This is a genomic window from Frankia umida (genome assembly GCF_023242945.1).
Classification (GTDB): domain Bacteria; phylum Actinomycetota; class Actinomycetes; order Frankiales; family Frankiaceae; genus Frankia; species Frankia umida.
Genome location: NZ_JALKFT010000019.1, coordinates 17,452 through 32,938, shown reverse-complemented (window position 1 = coordinate 32,938; position 15,487 = coordinate 17,452). Strand labels below are relative to the sequence as shown.

Annotated in this window: 11 protein-coding genes; 7 read left to right on the top strand and 4 right to left on the bottom strand. The window is 74.0% G+C overall.

The features are described 5' to 3' along the window. Window positions 1-5 precede the first annotated feature (5 nt). Together MXD59_RS17840 and MXD59_RS17835 are read right to left on the bottom strand one after the other, a co-directional pair. Window positions 6-149 (bottom strand): GPGG-motif small membrane protein, encoded by a 144-nt coding sequence (locus MXD59_RS17840; RefSeq protein WP_248811362.1) that lies wholly within the window; start codon window positions 147-149, stop codon window positions 6-8. Between the two features lie 100 nt (window positions 150-249). After that, window positions 250-2,091, bottom strand: coding sequence for a glycerol-3-phosphate dehydrogenase/oxidase (locus MXD59_RS17835; RefSeq protein ID WP_372512125.1), 1,842 nt, complete (start codon window positions 2,089-2,091; stop codon window positions 250-252). A 221-nt stretch (window positions 2,092-2,312) separates the two neighbouring features. Here MXD59_RS17835 and MXD59_RS17830 point away from each other — a divergent pair, with 221 nt between their 5' ends. The 3 genes from MXD59_RS17830 to MXD59_RS17820 all read left to right on the top strand — a co-directional run bounded on the left by MXD59_RS17830 (window position 2,313) and on the right by MXD59_RS17820 (window position 7,821). Then, entirely contained in the window at window positions 2,313-3,506 is a 1,194-nt protein-coding gene (locus tag MXD59_RS17830) for an acyl-CoA dehydrogenase family protein (protein ID WP_248825829.1), read from the top strand. Between the two features lie 25 nt (window positions 3,507-3,531). Next, window positions 3,532-4,770, top strand: coding sequence for an acyl-CoA dehydrogenase family protein (locus MXD59_RS17825; protein ID WP_248825828.1), 1,239 nt, complete (start codon window positions 3,532-3,534; stop codon window positions 4,768-4,770). Between the two features lie 159 nt (window positions 4,771-4,929). Continuing rightward, complete coding sequence (locus tag MXD59_RS17820) at window positions 4,930-7,821, top strand: ATP-binding protein (protein ID WP_248825827.1); 2,892 nt, start codon at window positions 4,930-4,932, stop codon at window positions 7,819-7,821. Here the strand turns inward: MXD59_RS17820 and MXD59_RS17815 are convergent. Next, window positions 7,738-9,381 carry a glycerol-3-phosphate dehydrogenase/oxidase gene (locus MXD59_RS17815; RefSeq protein ID WP_248825826.1) on the bottom strand — a complete coding sequence of 548 codons (1,644 nt, stop codon included), beginning with the start codon at window positions 9,379-9,381 and terminating at the stop codon, window positions 7,738-7,740. The genes MXD59_RS17820 and MXD59_RS17815 overlap by 84 nt on opposite strands. Continuing rightward, window positions 9,378-10,166, bottom strand: coding sequence for a TetR/AcrR family transcriptional regulator (locus MXD59_RS17810; protein WP_248825825.1), 789 nt, complete (start codon window positions 10,164-10,166; stop codon window positions 9,378-9,380). The genes MXD59_RS17815 and MXD59_RS17810 overlap by 4 nt, the downstream gene beginning before the upstream one ends. 137 nt (window positions 10,167-10,303) lie before the next feature. On the opposite strand from MXD59_RS17810, the gene MXD59_RS17805 reads away from it, so the two are divergent. The 4 genes from MXD59_RS17805 (at window position 10,304) to MXD59_RS17790 (ending at window position 15,078) form a co-directional block, all read left to right on the top strand. Next, window positions 10,304-12,001, top strand: coding sequence for an FAD-binding oxidoreductase (locus MXD59_RS17805; RefSeq protein ID WP_248825824.1), 1,698 nt, complete (start codon window positions 10,304-10,306; stop codon window positions 11,999-12,001). 131 nt (window positions 12,002-12,132) lie between these two features. Further along, complete coding sequence (locus MXD59_RS17800; protein WP_248825823.1) at window positions 12,133-12,291, top strand: hypothetical protein; 159 nt, start codon at window positions 12,133-12,135, stop codon at window positions 12,289-12,291. 124 nt (window positions 12,292-12,415) lie between these two features. Continuing rightward, a complete protein-coding gene (locus MXD59_RS17795) occupies window positions 12,416-13,264 on the top strand; it encodes an SDR family NAD(P)-dependent oxidoreductase (RefSeq protein WP_248825822.1) in 849 nt (282 codons plus the stop codon). 692 nt (window positions 13,265-13,956) lie between these two features. After that, entirely contained in the window at window positions 13,957-15,078 is a 1,122-nt protein-coding gene (locus MXD59_RS17790; RefSeq protein WP_248825821.1) for an LmeA family phospholipid-binding protein, read from the top strand. Window positions 15,079-15,487: the final 409 nt, after the last annotated feature.

The following is a 15,487-nucleotide window of genomic DNA, read 5'->3' as shown; positions in this document are numbered from 1 at the left end:
GCGGCTCAGGCGAAGATGGAAACACCCCCGGGGCCAATGAGCAGCCCGACCACGATGAGCACGATGCCGTAAAGCAGTGCGCCGCGCACGATTGTCACGACACCGGCGATGACGAAAATCGCCGCGATCAACCAAAGAACAGTTCCCATGGTGGACGTCGTTCCGCGCCCGGCCCCGGTAAAACCCCCGGGTGACATCGGGGTGCCCCCGATCTCGCCCCGCCGGGCCATTCCCCGCCGTCCGCGCGGTTCAGCCCGGTGCCGCCGAGGAGGCTGAGGAGGCCGAGGACGCGGCCGGTGCCGAAGGAGCCGCGGTGGGTGTCGGTGCTGGCGCGCGGCGCTCGGCGGGGTGGCCGAGGTGGCGTACGTCCGGCGCGCCCAGGCGGGTGGCGTCGGCGGTGGCGTCGTCGGCCTCCTGCTGCGAGGCGCGTTCGGCCGCCACCCGGGCCAGGTAGTGCTCCACCTCGCGGTCGCGGTCGGCCGGTGCCCAGCCAAGGACGGGGGCGAGCAGGTCGGCGACGGCCCGAGCCACCTCGACGCCCCGGTCACGGGTCTCGATGGAGATCCGGGTGCGGCGGGTCAGCACGTCCTCCAGGTGCAGGGCGCCTTCGTGGGTGACGGCGTAGACGGCCTCGGCGGCCAGGTAGGTCGGCGCGCCGGGCAGCGGACGGCCGAGCTCGGCCCGGGACGCGGCCAGCTCCAGCACCTCCTCGGCGAGCGTGCCGTACCGGTGCAGCAGGTGTTCGATCCAACCGACGTGCAGACCGCTACGGCGCGCCAGGAGCTCACGGGCGTTCCACAGGGCGGGGTAGCCGTCCGCGCCGAGCAGGGGGATCTTCTCCGTGCACGAGGCGGGGACCGTCCGGTTGAGCCCGCGGACGGCGGCGTCGACGGCGTCGGCGGCCATCACCCGGTAGGTCGTGTACTTCCCACCGGCGACCATCGTCAGCCCCGGTGCGGGGGAGACGACGGCGTGCTCACGCGACAGCGCCGAGGTGTCCTGCGACTCGCCGGCCAGCAGCGGCCGCAGACCCGCGTAGACGCCGGTGATGTCCTCGGTGGTCAGGGGGGTGCGCAGCACCCGGTTGACGGTGGTGAGCAGGTAGTCGATGTCGGCGCTGGACGCGGCCGGATGGGCGAGGTCGAGGTTCCAGTCGGTGTCGGTCGTCCCGATGATCCACTGCCCGCCCCAGGGGATGACGAACAGGACGCTGCGCTCGGTGCGCAGAATGAGCCCGGTCTCCCCGTGGACCCGGTCGCGCGGGACGACGATGTGCACACCCTTGGACGCCCGCACCGACAGCCGCCCGCGCCCGCCGACCATGGCCTGGATGTCGTCCGTCCACACCCCGGCGGCGTTGATCGTCTCCCGGGCGCGCAGCTCGATCTCCTCGCCGGACTCCAGGTCACGCACCTGGACGCCGGCGACCCGCTCACCTTCGCGCAGCAGCCCGACGACCCGGGCGCTGGTGGCCACCGCCGCGCCGTAACGGGCCGCGGTGCGGGCGACGAACATGGTGTGCCGGGCGTCGTCGACCTGCCCGTCCCAGTACTGGATGGCGCCGACGAGCGCGTCCGGGCGCAGGGACGGAAACGCCCGCAGCGCCGCCTTGCGGGTGAGGTGCCGGTGATGTGGCACGGTCCCGTCGCCACCGGGGCCGATGCGGGCCAGACCCTGGCCGAGGGTGTCGTAGAGCAGCACGCCACTGCCGAGGTAGGCCCGCTCCCAGCCGTGGCGGGTCAGCGGAAGCAGGAACGGGATGGCGTGCACGAGATGCGGGGCGAGCGTGTCGAGCATCAGCGAACGTTCCCGCAGGGCCTCGCGCACGAGTGGGGCGTTGAGCTGCTCGAGGTAGCGCAGGCCGCCGTGGATGAGCTTGCTGGACCGGCTGGATGTCCCGGCGGCGAGGTCACGCGCCTCGACCAGGGCGACGGACAGGCCGCGGGTGGCGGCGTCCAGGGCCACCCCCGCCCCGGTCACGCCGCCGCCGATCACGACGATGTCCATCACCTCGGTGCGCATCCGGCGCAGTGCCGCGGTGCGACCGGCGGGGTCGAGGACCCCCGGCGCCGCGGGCCTGGTCGACGTCAAGACGGTGATCCTCCTTCGTGCGGCGCTGGCGGTGGCCGGTCCCATCGTGCGGGTCCATCGTGCCGGCTCGCGGTGACCGTCGCCTGTGGGCTCCGTGAACGATGAGGTGTCGGGGACCAGAGGACCGTCCACCGACACATGGCCGGCCGTCGGGTACTACCGTCTCACTGTCTGCGCGCTGGCGGGGGGAAGCGACGAAGCCGACAGATGGGGTTGACCACGTGGATCTGACCTACCCACCCGAAGTGGCGGATTTCCGTCGTGACCTGCGGGACTGGCTGGCCGCGGAGCTGCCCGCGGCGTGGGCGGCACCGGGCTTCTGGACCACGCTGGGCGAGGACGAGTCCTTCGACCTGCGCCGCGGCTGGGAGCGGCGTAAGGCCCTGGCCGGTTTCGGTGGGATCGACTGGCCGACCGAGTACGGCGGGCGCGGCGGTTCGCCCACGATGGCCGCCCTGGCCGACGCGGAACTGGCCCGCGCCCGCGCGCCCCGCTCGGTGAACCCGTTGGGCCTGACGTTCCTGGCGCCGACCGTGATGGCCGTCGGTACGCCCGAGCAGAAGGCCGGGATCCTCGCGCCGATGCTGCGCAACGACGTGATCTGGTGCCAGGGTTTCTCCGAACCCGAATCCGGCTCGGACCTCGGCTCGGTGCGTACCCGGGGCGAACGCGACGGCGACGACTTCCTCGTCCATGGCCAGAAGGTGTGGACGACGTCGGCCCGCCACGCCGACCGGATGTTCGCCCTGGTGCGCACCGATCCCGCCGCGAGTCGACACCGCGGCCTGTCGCTGCTGCTGATCGACCTGCGTTCACCCGGTGTCGAGGTGCGCCCGATCCGGCAGCTGAGCGGGATCAGCGAGTTCGGTGAGGTGTTCTTCACCGATGTGCGGGTGCCCGCGGCGGACTGCGTCGGCGGCCTCGGCAACGGCTGGGCGACGGCGATGCTGCTGCTGTCGTTCGAGCGTGGGGCGTCCGCGATGGGCCAGTACACCGACTTCCGCCGGGCCTACGACCAGATCGTCGAGGTCGCCCGCGCGCTCGGCCGTGACCGTGACCCGTCGGTCCGCCAGTCCCTGGCACGCCGCCTGGTGGAGCTGGAGTGCCTGCGCTACCACGCCCTGCACGTGCTGACCGAGGTCGAACGCGGCCGGGACCTCGGCTTCGCCTCGTCGGTGACCAAACTGCAGTGGTCGCAGGCCTACCAGGGCCTGTTCGACACGTTCGACGAGGTGCTCGGCGCGGATGTGGGTCTGGACCATCCGCTCGGCGAGTTCGGCGGTCTGGATCTGACCGCCCTGCGGCGGGAGAGTTTCTGGACCCGGTCGGTCACCATCTGGGGTGGCTCATCCCAGATCCAGCGTTCGATCGTCGCCGAACGCGTGCTCGGCCTGCCCAACACCCGCCTCGCCTGAGGCCCGTCCCGAGGAGCCCGCGCCCGTGTTCTTCGCTCTCACCGATGAGCAGCGTGCCCTGGCCGAGACCGTCCGTGACGTGCTCGCCGATCGCTTCGACCTGACGGCGGTGCGGGCGGTGTTCGAGGACACCGGCGGCGACGGCCATCCCCGCGAACTGTGGCGGACGATCGGTGACCAGGGCTGGTTGTCGGTGTGCGTGCCCGTCGACCAGGGCGGCCTCGGCCTCGGCCTGGTCGACGCGCAGGTGATCGCCCGGGCCTTCGGCGCCGGCGTGCTGCCCGGACCGTGGGCGTCGACCGTGCTCGCCGGCGAGGCGGTGCGCCGGTTCGGTTCGTCGGCGCAGGCCACCGCGGTGCTGGGTCCCCTCGGGGGCGGTGAGCTCGTCGCCACGGTCGCGCTGCGTGGCCCCGGCGGCGGCCTCGGCCGGCCGGGTATCGCCGTGCGCGCCACCTCGGACGGCCGCCTGTACGGGATGGCCAGCGGGGTCGAGTACGCCGCCGTCGCCGACCTGCTCGTCGTCGCCGCCCTGGAAGCCGCCCCGGAAACGGCGCCCGGCGCGGACGCCGATGCCACGGGAGGCCCGGCGGTCGTGCCCGTCGACGGCGTCGGCCTGTATCTGGTGGATCCGTGCGCGGTGGGGGTGCGGGTGGCGCCGCAGTCCGGATTCGACGGGACGACCCGCCTCGCCGCGGTGACCCTCGAGGGCGTGCTGGGCCGGCGCCTGCCCGGCTCCGACGACGCGGCCCTCGCCGACCTGCTGCGCCGCGGCGCGGTGCTGGCCGCCGCTGATCTCGTCGGTCTCGCCCGGGAGGCCCTGCGGCGCACGGTCGCCTACGACAGCGCCCGCGTCCAGTTCGGTCGTCCGGTCGGCTCCTTCCAGGCGCTCGCGCATCACCTCGCCGACCTGCACGTCGCGGTCACCATGGCCGAGCACGCCGTCCTGTTCGCCGCCCACGCCGTCGACTCCACCCCCGCCGACACCCCTGCCAACACCCCCGCCGACGCCACGGAGCTGGCTGACCCGGTGGACGTCGACCGGGTCGACGCGGTGCTCGCCGTGGCGATCGCGAAGAGCAAGGCCAATGACACCGCGCGGGACGTCACCGCCGCGATGATCCAGTACCACGGTGGCATCGGCTACACCTGGGAGCACGACACCCACTTCTTCTACAAGCGCGCCAAACGACTCGCGGCGGCCTACGGCGACAGCGGGGACCATCTGGCCGAGATCGCGCGGACAGCGGTGGGCCCCATGCCGTAGCCCCGAGCGAGCACGGCGTCGGGGGACGGCAGACACATGTCCACAGCAGCGGACATCTGGGTTTACTCGGAGCTTTTCCTCGGCCAGATCGGCCCGCGGCGGCCTGTCGCGCGTCCCGGGTGTCGGCGCGGGTAGCCAGATCGTCCACACTTATGCGATATGAACGGACGTTCCGTGCAGGCACTGGCAAGGGTGATGGTCCGGTGCGCCATCCAGCTACGGATGGTGCACCTGGCATTTCTGGTGTCGTCCGTCGCGGTCTGGTTCGACCGGTACCGTGACCATCCGGTCGCGGTCGCCGGGGCGGCCGGGATGTTCGCGTGGAGCGTGCTGGTCCTCATCCTGCTGCGCCCCCAGCTCGCCGACGCCCGCCCGGACGACCGGCCCGCCGATTCCGCGTCCGCCGCCGATCCCGCCGCCGGTGCGGTGCCGGGCCTCGACGGTGAGCGGGAGGACTCCGGGGAGTCGGTCCGCATCCCATCGGTGCTCGCCAGGCTGGACGTGCTGATGGCGACGGTGGGTGTCGCCCTGGCCCCCTGGATCGTGCCGGATCCGGTGCGCGGTGATCCGTCCTCGCTGGTGTTCGTCGCCGCCCTCACCGCGGCGGTCACCGCGGCCTTCTCGCTGACCCGGCGGGCCCTGCTGGGTGCCGTGGCGCTGCTGGGCGTCGTCCATCTCGTCACGGGAGTGGGGCAGCGGCCGCAGGTCTTCGCGGCGACGCTGATCCTGATCGTCATCGCGACCTTGCTGCGTTACGCGCTCATGCGGCTGCTCCGGGTCGCCGACGACGCCGATCTGCGCCAGCAGAAGTCCACGGCGCGCCGTCGACGGATGCTGGTCGCCGAGGCGCGCGAACGGGCGGCGCAGGAGAGCGAACGCCTGCTGCACGACACGATCCTCAACACGTTGACCGGCATCGGCATGGCCGAGGACATGCCCGCGGGGCTCCTGCGCGAGCAGTGCGCGCAGAGTGTGCGCGAGGTGGAGGAACACCTCGGGTCGCGGCCCGTCGGCGCCCGCCGGTCCGGCCCCGGTCTGCTCGAGCGCCTCGCCCGGACGGTGACCCAGGCCAGCGCCGCCGGCCTGAAGATCACCGTCGACCATGTCTCCCGCGACACGACGATCGATGCCACCGCGGACGGGACCGGCGTGGGCTGGGTGCCCGACGAGGTGGCGACGGCCGTGGTCCTGGCCGCGGGGGAGGCGCTGCGCAACGTGCGCTTCCACGCCGGGACCGACGAGGCCCGGGTCGTCACGCTGCTCGAACCGGGCCGGCTGCGGGTGAGCATCATCGACCGTGGGCGGGGTTTCCAACCGGACGAGGTCGCGGCGAACAGCGTCCGCCTGGGCCTGCGCAGCTCCGTGTCGGCCCGGATGCGCGCGGTCAGCGGGGACGCCCGCATCACGTCGGCGCCGGGCCAGGGCACCGAGATCACCCTGGCCTGGGACGGACCGCCGCGGGTGCCCGTCCACATGTCAGGGTGGGCCGAACCCGCGTCCACCGCCGCGCTGCCCGCCGACGGCGTACTGCTTCTCGACGGCGCACTGCTTCCCGGCGGCGCACCGCTCCAGGTCGACGGGCCGTCTTCGGGGGGTGCGCCGTCTTCGGAGGGTGCGGGCGCGGCGCCCGCGGCCGAGTCGGCGGCGGCGGCCGTGGACCGGATCGAGGAGGAGCTGAGCACGACGGCCCGGCGCGGCTTCGCGGTCGCGGTGGTGGTGGGCTGGCTGGCCTCACTGATCCCGGTGATCATCCACCGGGATCAGGCCCGGTCCGTGCCGTTGTCGATGGTCATCTGGCTGGCGACGTTCCTCGCCATCGGGGCGACGGCGTGGATCAGCAAACGTCGGCCGTTGCGCCCGGCGGAGGCCCGTGGCGCGGTGCTGCTCGCCATCGGCTCCGCGGTGGGTGGGGCGTTCAACACCGTGGAACGGCCCGATGAGGTGATCGTGTGCTGGGCCACGACCATGGTCAACCCGCTGTGGCTGGCGTTCGCCGTCCTGTCGCGCCGTCGCCGGGAGCGGTACGCCGCCGCGGGGCTCGCGGCGCTGGCGATGACCATGCTCGTGCTGGCGTTGGGCGGTCGTCACGATCACCTGGTGCTGGCCCGCCTCGCCGGGGCGGTCTACGCCCTGATCATGACGCAGGTGCTGGTCACGATGTTCGGACCGGTGCTGCGGGCCAGCGCGCAGGAACGGGCGCGCTCCGAGCGGCTGGCCGCCGGCGTCACCGACCAGCGGATTCTCGACATCGCGCTGCGCCAGGACCGGGAGGCCCGCCTCGCCCAGCTCGACGCCCGTTTCCTGCCCCTGCTGCGCGACATCGCCGCTGACCGGCTGGATCCGAACTCCCCCGACACCCGCGCGCGGTGCACCGCGCAGGCCCGGGCGCTGCGCCGGGAGCTGACCGGCGCCGGCCCGGAGGTCCTGGCCGACCTCGCTGGTCCGATCGAGGCGGCCGAGGCGCGGGGGGTCGCCGTCACCGTGCAGAACGACGGCCGGTTCACCGCGATCCCCCCGGCGGTCGGCGCGGAACTGCTGGCCCGCGTCTCGGCGGTGCTGTCCTCCATCGGACGGGAGACGGTGCTGCTCACCGCCTATCTCGATGCGGATCGGGCCGAGATCTACCTGTCCTACCCGGTGCGGGCGGCGACGGCGTCCGCACCGGGGAACGGCCGCGGCCCGACCCTGGGTGACTTCGGCCGGTTCGGCGAGTTCGGTCCCGCCGGCGCCGGCCTGGTGCGTTCGACGGCGTCCATGGCCGAGGGGGTCGTCTGCGTCGAACTGCGCTGGTCCGCCGATGGGACGGGCCCGCAGCCGCGCCCCTTCGACGCCCCGGACGACGACCCCGACCTCCTCCCGCTGGGGGTGGACGCAGGCGCGCCGGTTGTTCCGTCCACGATGGCGGGCCTGCGCGGTGCGGTGCGGGCCGGCGACGAGTCCGCCCCGGTGGGACGTGGTCTGCTGGATTCAGCGGGACGTGGCATGGTCGAACAACCGGGTGGCGGCGGCGAGCGCCGCGCGACGTTCCGCCGGGACCAGACCGATGCGTGAGCGGCGGTCGACCAGGTCGGCCGCGGTGAGCGCCCCTTCGTGGCGGATCGCGAACAGCCACTCCGCGCCGGTGACGGAGGTCGCCTCACCCACCGGTTCGAGCAGTTCGGGCGCGTCGGCGGCCAGCGCCAGCACCCGGGGAGCCTCGGTGCCGTAGCGCTCGACGAGCCGGGCCGGTGCGGCGATCCCGGCAAGTCGTTCGCGCGGTGCCGATCCGACGAGCCCGAGCCGCGTGGTCCGACACGGCCCGGCGGTCAGCCCGGACGCGGTGATCGCCGCGTCCACCGCGTCGGCGGCCATCCGCCGATAGGTGGTGAGCTTCCCGCCGACGACGGTGACCAGGCCGCCCGCGTCGGTGTGCACCAGATGGCGCCGTGACAGATCTGCCGTGCGGGCACCACGGGACACGCGGGACCCGCGCCCGGCGTCGCGGGAATGGCCAGCCGGCGGCCCGTCCAGCAGCGGGCGCAGACCGGCGAACGCGCCGAGCAGGTCGGCCCGGTCCAGCGGGGCGGCGAACACCCGGGAGACGACCCCGAGCAGCTCGGTGATCTCCTCCTCGTCGGGTTCGGGCACGTCGGTGATCGACTCGACCGGGACGTCGGTGAGCCCGATGTAGACCCGTCCGTCATCCTGCGGCAGCACCAGGGCGAACCGCCCGAACTCACCCGGAATCGGCACGGACAGCGCCGCCCGCCCGCCGGCGAGCACCCCCGCGCGCACCACCAGATGCGTGCCGCGGCTGGGCCGCAGCCGGATACCCGGGGCGAGCGTCGGCGCCCACACCCCGGTCGCGTTGACGACCGCGCGGGCCCGCAGGGTGACCGGACCGCCGCCAAGCTCGTCCGACGCCGTCACCAGGAACCCCGCCGCGCCGCCGCCCGAACCCGACCCGCGGCCGGGTTCGATCTGCTGGACGCGCAGCCTGGTCAGGACGCGGGCCCCGAAACCGGCCGCGGTGCGGGCCAGGGCGACGACCAGCCGGGCGTCATCGACGAGCTGACCGTCCCAGTACACCAGCCCGCCGCGCAGCCCCGTGCGCCGCAGCGCCGGGGCGAATCCCAGCGTCTCCACCGTCGTGAGCCGGCGCGGACCGGGCAGCATCTCCCGGGGCGTGCCGGCCGCACGCCGCAGCACATCACCGACACCGAGCCCGGCCCGCACCAGCGTCGCCCCCGGCCTGGACAGATCGCCGGTCAGCGGGGTGACGATGGGCAGCGCCCGGACGAGATGCGGCGCGGTGTGCCGCAGCAGGACGTCCCGCTCCACCGCGCTCTCCCACGCCACCGGAAGATCACCATGGGCGAGGTAGCGCAGGCCGCCGTGGACGAGCTTCGAGCTCCACCGGCTGGTCCCGAACGCGAGATCACGCGCCTCGGCCAGCGCGACGCTCAACCCGCGCGAGGCCGCGTCGAGCGCGACCCCCGCCCCCGTCACCCCACCGCCCACGACCAGCAGGTCCACGGACCGCCCCGCGGCCAGTTCGGCGAGCTCACGTTCGCGGCGTCGCCCGTTCAGGGACGTCCCGCCCAGCCCGCCCGCCGCGGTGCCGCCCGTCACGCGAGCCGCCCCGCCGACGGCCGGTTCTCGAACGGCCGGTTCTCGAACGGCCGGTTCTCGAACAGCCGGCCCGGGCCCGGCTCGCCGGCCGGGTCGGGCTCCGGATCGAGCCCCCTGTCGCCGGTCGGGTCGTGATCCGGGGCGAGGTAGGTGCGCAGGAGCCGGCGCAGCTCACCGTCGCGCGTCCTCGTCGGGACACGTCCACCCAGCGCGTCCGCGGACAGCACATAGGACTGCACGACCAGCAGCACCATCACGGCCAGCGCCTCGGGATCGCCGACACGCACCGTGCCGGCGCGGGCCGCGGCGCCGAGCTGCTCGGCGAGCAGGTCGATGATCATCTGCTGGGTGGCGCCACGGCGTTCGGTCAGGTAGGGCAGCAGCATCTCCGCGTCCGTCTCCAGGATGCGGCGGTAGACCGGGTTCACCCGGAACGCCTCGACGGTCGCGACGATCTCGTCGACGATGCCGTCCAGCTCGCCGCCGCGCGGATCGCGTTCGGCGAGACGGGCCGCGGCGGTGACGATCGAGCCCCACTCCCGGGTCATCACCTCCCCGACGAGGGCGCGCAGGTCGGGCCAGCGCCGGTAGAGCGTCATCCGGCTCGTTCCGGCCCGCCGGGCGACCTCGGTCAGCGTGGTCCGCCGCACGCCCACGGCCAGCAGTGACGCCTTCGCCGCGTCGAGCACCGCGGCATCGCGCACCGTGCCTTCCGGTCCGACCGTGCCTTCCGGTCCGACCGTGCCCGGCGACTTCGCGTGCGGTGCGTCTGTGCCGATGCTCATCGCTGTGCTCCCGGTGGCCGTGCTGCGGCCGGTCGGATGTGTCATGGTGAGGTCGAGCGCTGTGACACTGTGACATCCTCTGTCACACTGTCACGGTCGCAGTCTACCGATTCGGACGACCCCGAACCGAGGTGAAGATGACCAGCGCGGAGATCCGCTCGGACGTGGCTCGCGAGGCCGCGGGTCCCCACGGCCACGACGGGGCCGCCGGTGCCACGTCCGCGGAGCCGGTCTGGTGGGGCTGGGGGCCGGCCTTCGCGCACCAGCCGCTGCCGGCGAGTGTCGCCGACGTGCTGACCCAGCTGGGCATCCCGGTGCGCCCGTCCCGGCCGGTGGCGCTGGCGGATGTGCGGCTGCCCCCGGTCCGGCTGTCGGCGACGGCCCGCCACGCGCTCGTGGCGATCGTCGGCGAGGGCCACGTCCGCCTCGAGGCCGAGGTGCGCGTGCGGCACTGTCGGGGGCGTTCCACCACCGACCTGTTGCTGCTGCGCTCCGGGGACGCCAGCGCCGCACCCGACGCGGTGGTGCTGCCCGCCGACCACGACGAGGTGCTGGAGTTGCTACGGGTCGCCACCCGTGAGCGGATCGTCGTCGTGCCCTACGGCGGGGGGACGTCCGTGGTCGGCGGGCTCGCCCCACCTGCGGCACAGGGGCGTCCGGTCATCGCGCTGGACCTGCGTCGACTCGACCGGCTCGGCCGCATCGACCGGGAGTCCGGCACCGTCGAACTCGACGCCGGCCTGCGCGGCCCACGCGTCGAGGAGCTGCTCGCACCGCACGGTCTCACCCTCGGTCATGTGCCGCAGTCCTGGGAGTACGCCACGATCGGCGGTTTCGCCGCGACCCGGTCCAGCGGTCAGGCCTCCGGCGGCTACGGCCGGTTCGACGAGCTGGTCGTCGGCCTGCGGGTGGCCACTCCCGCCGGTGGCTGGGAGCTCGGCCGGGCGCCCGCCTCGGCCGCCGGCCCCGACCTGCGGGCACTGGTCCTGGGCTCCGAGGGGGCCTTCGGTGTGATCACCCGGGTGACCGTGCGGGTACACCCCCTGCCCGCCCACCGCGTCCACGAGGGCTGGCGGGTACCCGACTTCGCCACCGGGACGCGCCTGCTGCGCGACCTGGCTGCCCGCGACCTGCGTCCCACCGTCTGCCGCCTGGCCGACGAGACCGAGACCCTCGCCAACCTCGCCGGCCCGACCGCCACGGACGACAACGACACCTCGGACGCCGCCGCCAGTGGCGGTGGCGGTGCCGGCGGATGTCGGCTGATCACGGGTTTCGAGGGTTCCGGGGCGGCGGTGGCCGAGCGGGCGGCGCGGGTCGCGGAGATCCTGCGGGCCGGCGGTGCGACCGCCCTCGGCCCGGACGCCGGACTCGACTGGGAGCGCGGCCGCTTCCGCGCCCCCTACCTGCGCGACGCCCTGCTCGACCTCGGTGTGTTCGCCGAGACCCTGGAGACCGCCGGCTTCTGGTCGTCCCTGCCGGCGCTCTACACGGGCGTGCGACGGGCCCTGACCGACACCCTTGGCAGTGCGGGCCTGGCCCCGGTGGTCATGTGCCATGTGTCCCACCTGTACGCCACGGGTGCGTCCCTGTACTTCACCGTCGTGAGCGCCCAGGGCGACGATCCGGTCGCCACCTGGCGGACCGCCAAGGCCGCGGCCGGGGAGGCGATCGTGGCCGCCGGTGGCACGATCACCCACCATCACGCCGTCGGTACCGAACACCAGCCCTGGCTCGGCGCCGAGATCGGCGGTCTGGGCCTCGACGTCCTGCGCTCGGTGAAACGCACCCTCGACCCCGCCGGCATCCTCAACCCCGGCGTCCTCGTCCCCTGACCGCTGCCCAGACCGGACGTCCCACGACCGGGTGCCTCTCGACCGGATGCCCCGCGGCCATCGAGACCGAGCGGCTCAGGTCGGTCACGTCCGGTGGTGGGGTCGGGTGTGAGCCGGGGTACATCCATCAGATGCAGACCTTCGGTGCCGTGATCGTCGCGATGCTGCTCATGACCATTCCGGCGTTCATCGTCCTGCCCCCGTTGGCCTGGGCGTTCGTCCGTTGTACGCCGCTGCGGGTCGCCGCCGAGGCCGAACGTGAACGCGAACGTCGGCGCCCCCTCGGCTGACCGGCGGGGTCCTCGGCGAGCCGGGAAGCGCGATCCCGCCGGGTGGCCCACCGTGGGCGGGGACGACGCGCCGATCCGGCCATCCCCGACATGTCCGGCCGTGGACTCGGCGAGGATAAGGGGTATGAGCAGCACCCGGGCGCGCGCCACGACACAGGTCGAAGCGGGCGCCACGACCGACGCCAACGCCAGGGCCGACGCCGGGGCGGCCAACGACGCGGCGGCCAAGGCTGCCGTCCCGGCCGTCCCGGCCGTGGCGGCGCCGGACGGGGGCGAGGTGACCAGCCGTGGGCTCGTCGTGGTCGGGCCGGGGGCCAGTTTCGGGGTCGAGCTGCTGCGCCGGTTCGGCGAGGAGGGCTTCGCGCTCGGGGTCGTGACCCGGTCCGCGGAGACGTTGGGGCGGATCCGCGGCGAACTGGCCGCGCAGGAACTCACCGTCTCGGGTCTGGTGGCGGACGTGACCGACGCGGCGGGGCTGACCAGGGCGATCGAACGGGTCGCCACCGAGATCGGCGGGCTGACGGCCCTGGTGTACAACGCCAAGATCAGTATCAGGGGGGCCGCGCTCACCGTGGCTCCGGCGACGCTCACGGAGACCTTCGCGGTCAACGTGACCGGGGCGCTCGCCACGATCCAGGCCGGTGTCGGTCCGCTCACGCAGCGTCCGGGCGCCACCATCGTGCTGACCTCCACCAGCCCGCGGACAGCGCCGGTGGCCGGGCGGTTCACCCTCGCCGTCGGGAAGTCCGGGCTCACGGCGCTGGCCGAGGCGCTGCGCCCGGTGCTCGCGGCGCGGGGCGTGCGGCTGCGCACCGTCCTGCTCGACGGTCGGATCGCCCCCGACGGTCCGTTGCGGCCGCGCGACGTCGCCGAGCACTTCTGGCAGGCGTACGCCGCACCGCGCGGCGACATCTTCCGGCTCGCACCGGTCAGAAGAGACACCCCGGTGGCACAGCTCCCTCTGGAGGTGTGAGCTGGTGTGAGCCGAGGTCAGGGCGAAGCGACCGGCGGGTGACCGGACGCCCGGACGCGGCGTCGCCGATCCGACAGGTCCGCCCCGGCGACGATCGCACCCGAACCGCCGCACGGCGTGCGAAACATGCGACTATCCGGCGACGGGACGATGCGGCGCGAGTGCGGTCCGGTGGCAGGCGGCGTCCGACGGGTACGGCGGGAGATGGTGCGGTGAACGACGGACGCGGTGGCGACGGACGCGACGGCGATGGTGGCTGGCCTGAGTCGGAGGTCACCCATGTGGCGCCCGCGGACGAGGACGCCACCCAGCTCGGCGACCCGCGTGACCCGCGTGACCCGCGTGACCCGCGCGGTCCGGGCACCGGCGCCGCGGGTGCTGGCGGTCCGCGTGCCGGTGGTGCTGGTGCGGGACGGCCGCGCCGGGGTGCGCCGGCCGGGCCACCGCCGCCCGCGGAGGCGTTTCGCCCGGCCGGTCCGCCGCCGCCCGCGGCATCCTTCCAACCGGGGCGCCCGATCGGGGGAGCGGATCCTCGGGTACCACCTTCGTACGGTTCCGGCTCTGGCTCCGGGGGGGCGGGGGACGCCGTCCCAGGGGTGCCGGGGTCAACCGACCGGACGGCCCGGGTCCCTCGTCGTGACGGCGCCCCGGGCCCCGACCGGTCCGCCGCCGCGGACTCCGCCGAAGGTACGATGATCATCAGTCGGGGGGTGGGGCCGACGATCGTGCCGGACCTCGACCAGCCGCACGCCGATCGCGGCCCGCGGGCCGGCGGACCCGGCGCCCCGCTCACCCGGCCCACCGCCGACGCCGCCGCCCGCGGCGATGCCCTCGCGGCCGCCCGCGGGGCTGCCATCGCCGCTCAGACCGGCGAGTACGGCCCTGCCCGCGGCACCGCGGACCCCACCGGCCGGGACGCCGCGCCGCGCCCCTACGGCGCTGTGGCGGCCCCCGGCGGTCCGGTGGCACCCGGTGGCCCGAGTGGCCCGGGCAGCCCGGGTGGCGCCCCGGGCAGCCCGGGTGGCGCGCCGGCCACACCGACGCCGCCGGCCAGGTCGCACCGTCGCCGGCGTGTCCTGGCGATCGTGCTCGCTGTCCTCGTCGTGCTGTTCGTGGTCGGTGACCGGGTCGGCGTGGTCATCGCCAAGGGGCAGATGCGGGCGCAGGTGAAGGCGGGTCTGGCCGAGAACCTCAAGCCGGGCGACCCGGTGCCGACCATCACGGATGTGAGCATCGGCGGGTTCCCGTTCCTCACCCAGGTGCTGTTCGGCAAGTTCACCGACATCGGTGTGGGCCTGGATGGCATTCCCACCCCGGGCCCGAAGATCTCGTCGGTGCGGGCGCACCTCAGGGGTGTGCACGTGCCGCTGGGCGACGCCCTGACCGACAACGTCGGCACGGTTCCCGTCGACGACGTGAAGGCCACGGTCGGCATCACCTACGCCGACCTGAACGCCTACCTGGCCACCCAGAAGACCCCGGTGCAGGTGACCCCGGTCGACGGCGGCAAGCAGGTCAAGGTCACCGGCACCGTGCCCATCCCGGGCTTCGGCTCGCAGCAGGTCGGCGGCGTGACCACGTTCGAGGTCACCGACAACAAGCTCAGCCTGATCCCGTCCCAGCTGACGGTGGAGGGCGACGGCCTGAACTTCAGCATCCCGGTGCCGGGTGAGCTGCTGAAATCGGTGCTGGGCGCGGTGCCGATCCCGGTCTCCGGCCTGCCCTTCCACCTGACGATCGTCGACGCCTCGACGAACGGGACCGGGCTGTCGCTCACGGCGACCGCGAAGGATGTCGTCCTGCCGGCGGCCTGACACTCACCGTGACTGCCCGGATGTTTCCACGCCCCATCCGCACCGGACGGGCGCGATCTATGTCACATTACTGTTTGTGATGATGGCTGTGGGTGTGGTGCGGGCTGCGGCGGATGCTGCGGTGACGGTCCGGTCGGCTCGGCGACAGCCGTCACCGCCCACGCCGGCCGGCCGGCATTCTCATAGGGTGCCGCACGGGAGCCGCGTGTCGCAACGCCTCGCCTGCCCCCGGGGGAGCGGGCGACCTGCCGCGGGCCGACCCGGCGTTCGCGGGCAGCTCCGCATCGACATCGGCAACACCGAAGGACCACGAGGCGGCAGGAACCCGAGAGATGTACACAGGTCGAAGCGCGACGGCGACACACCGCCGAGCGACGCGCCGTCAACGTCACCCGGGTTGGATCAAGAT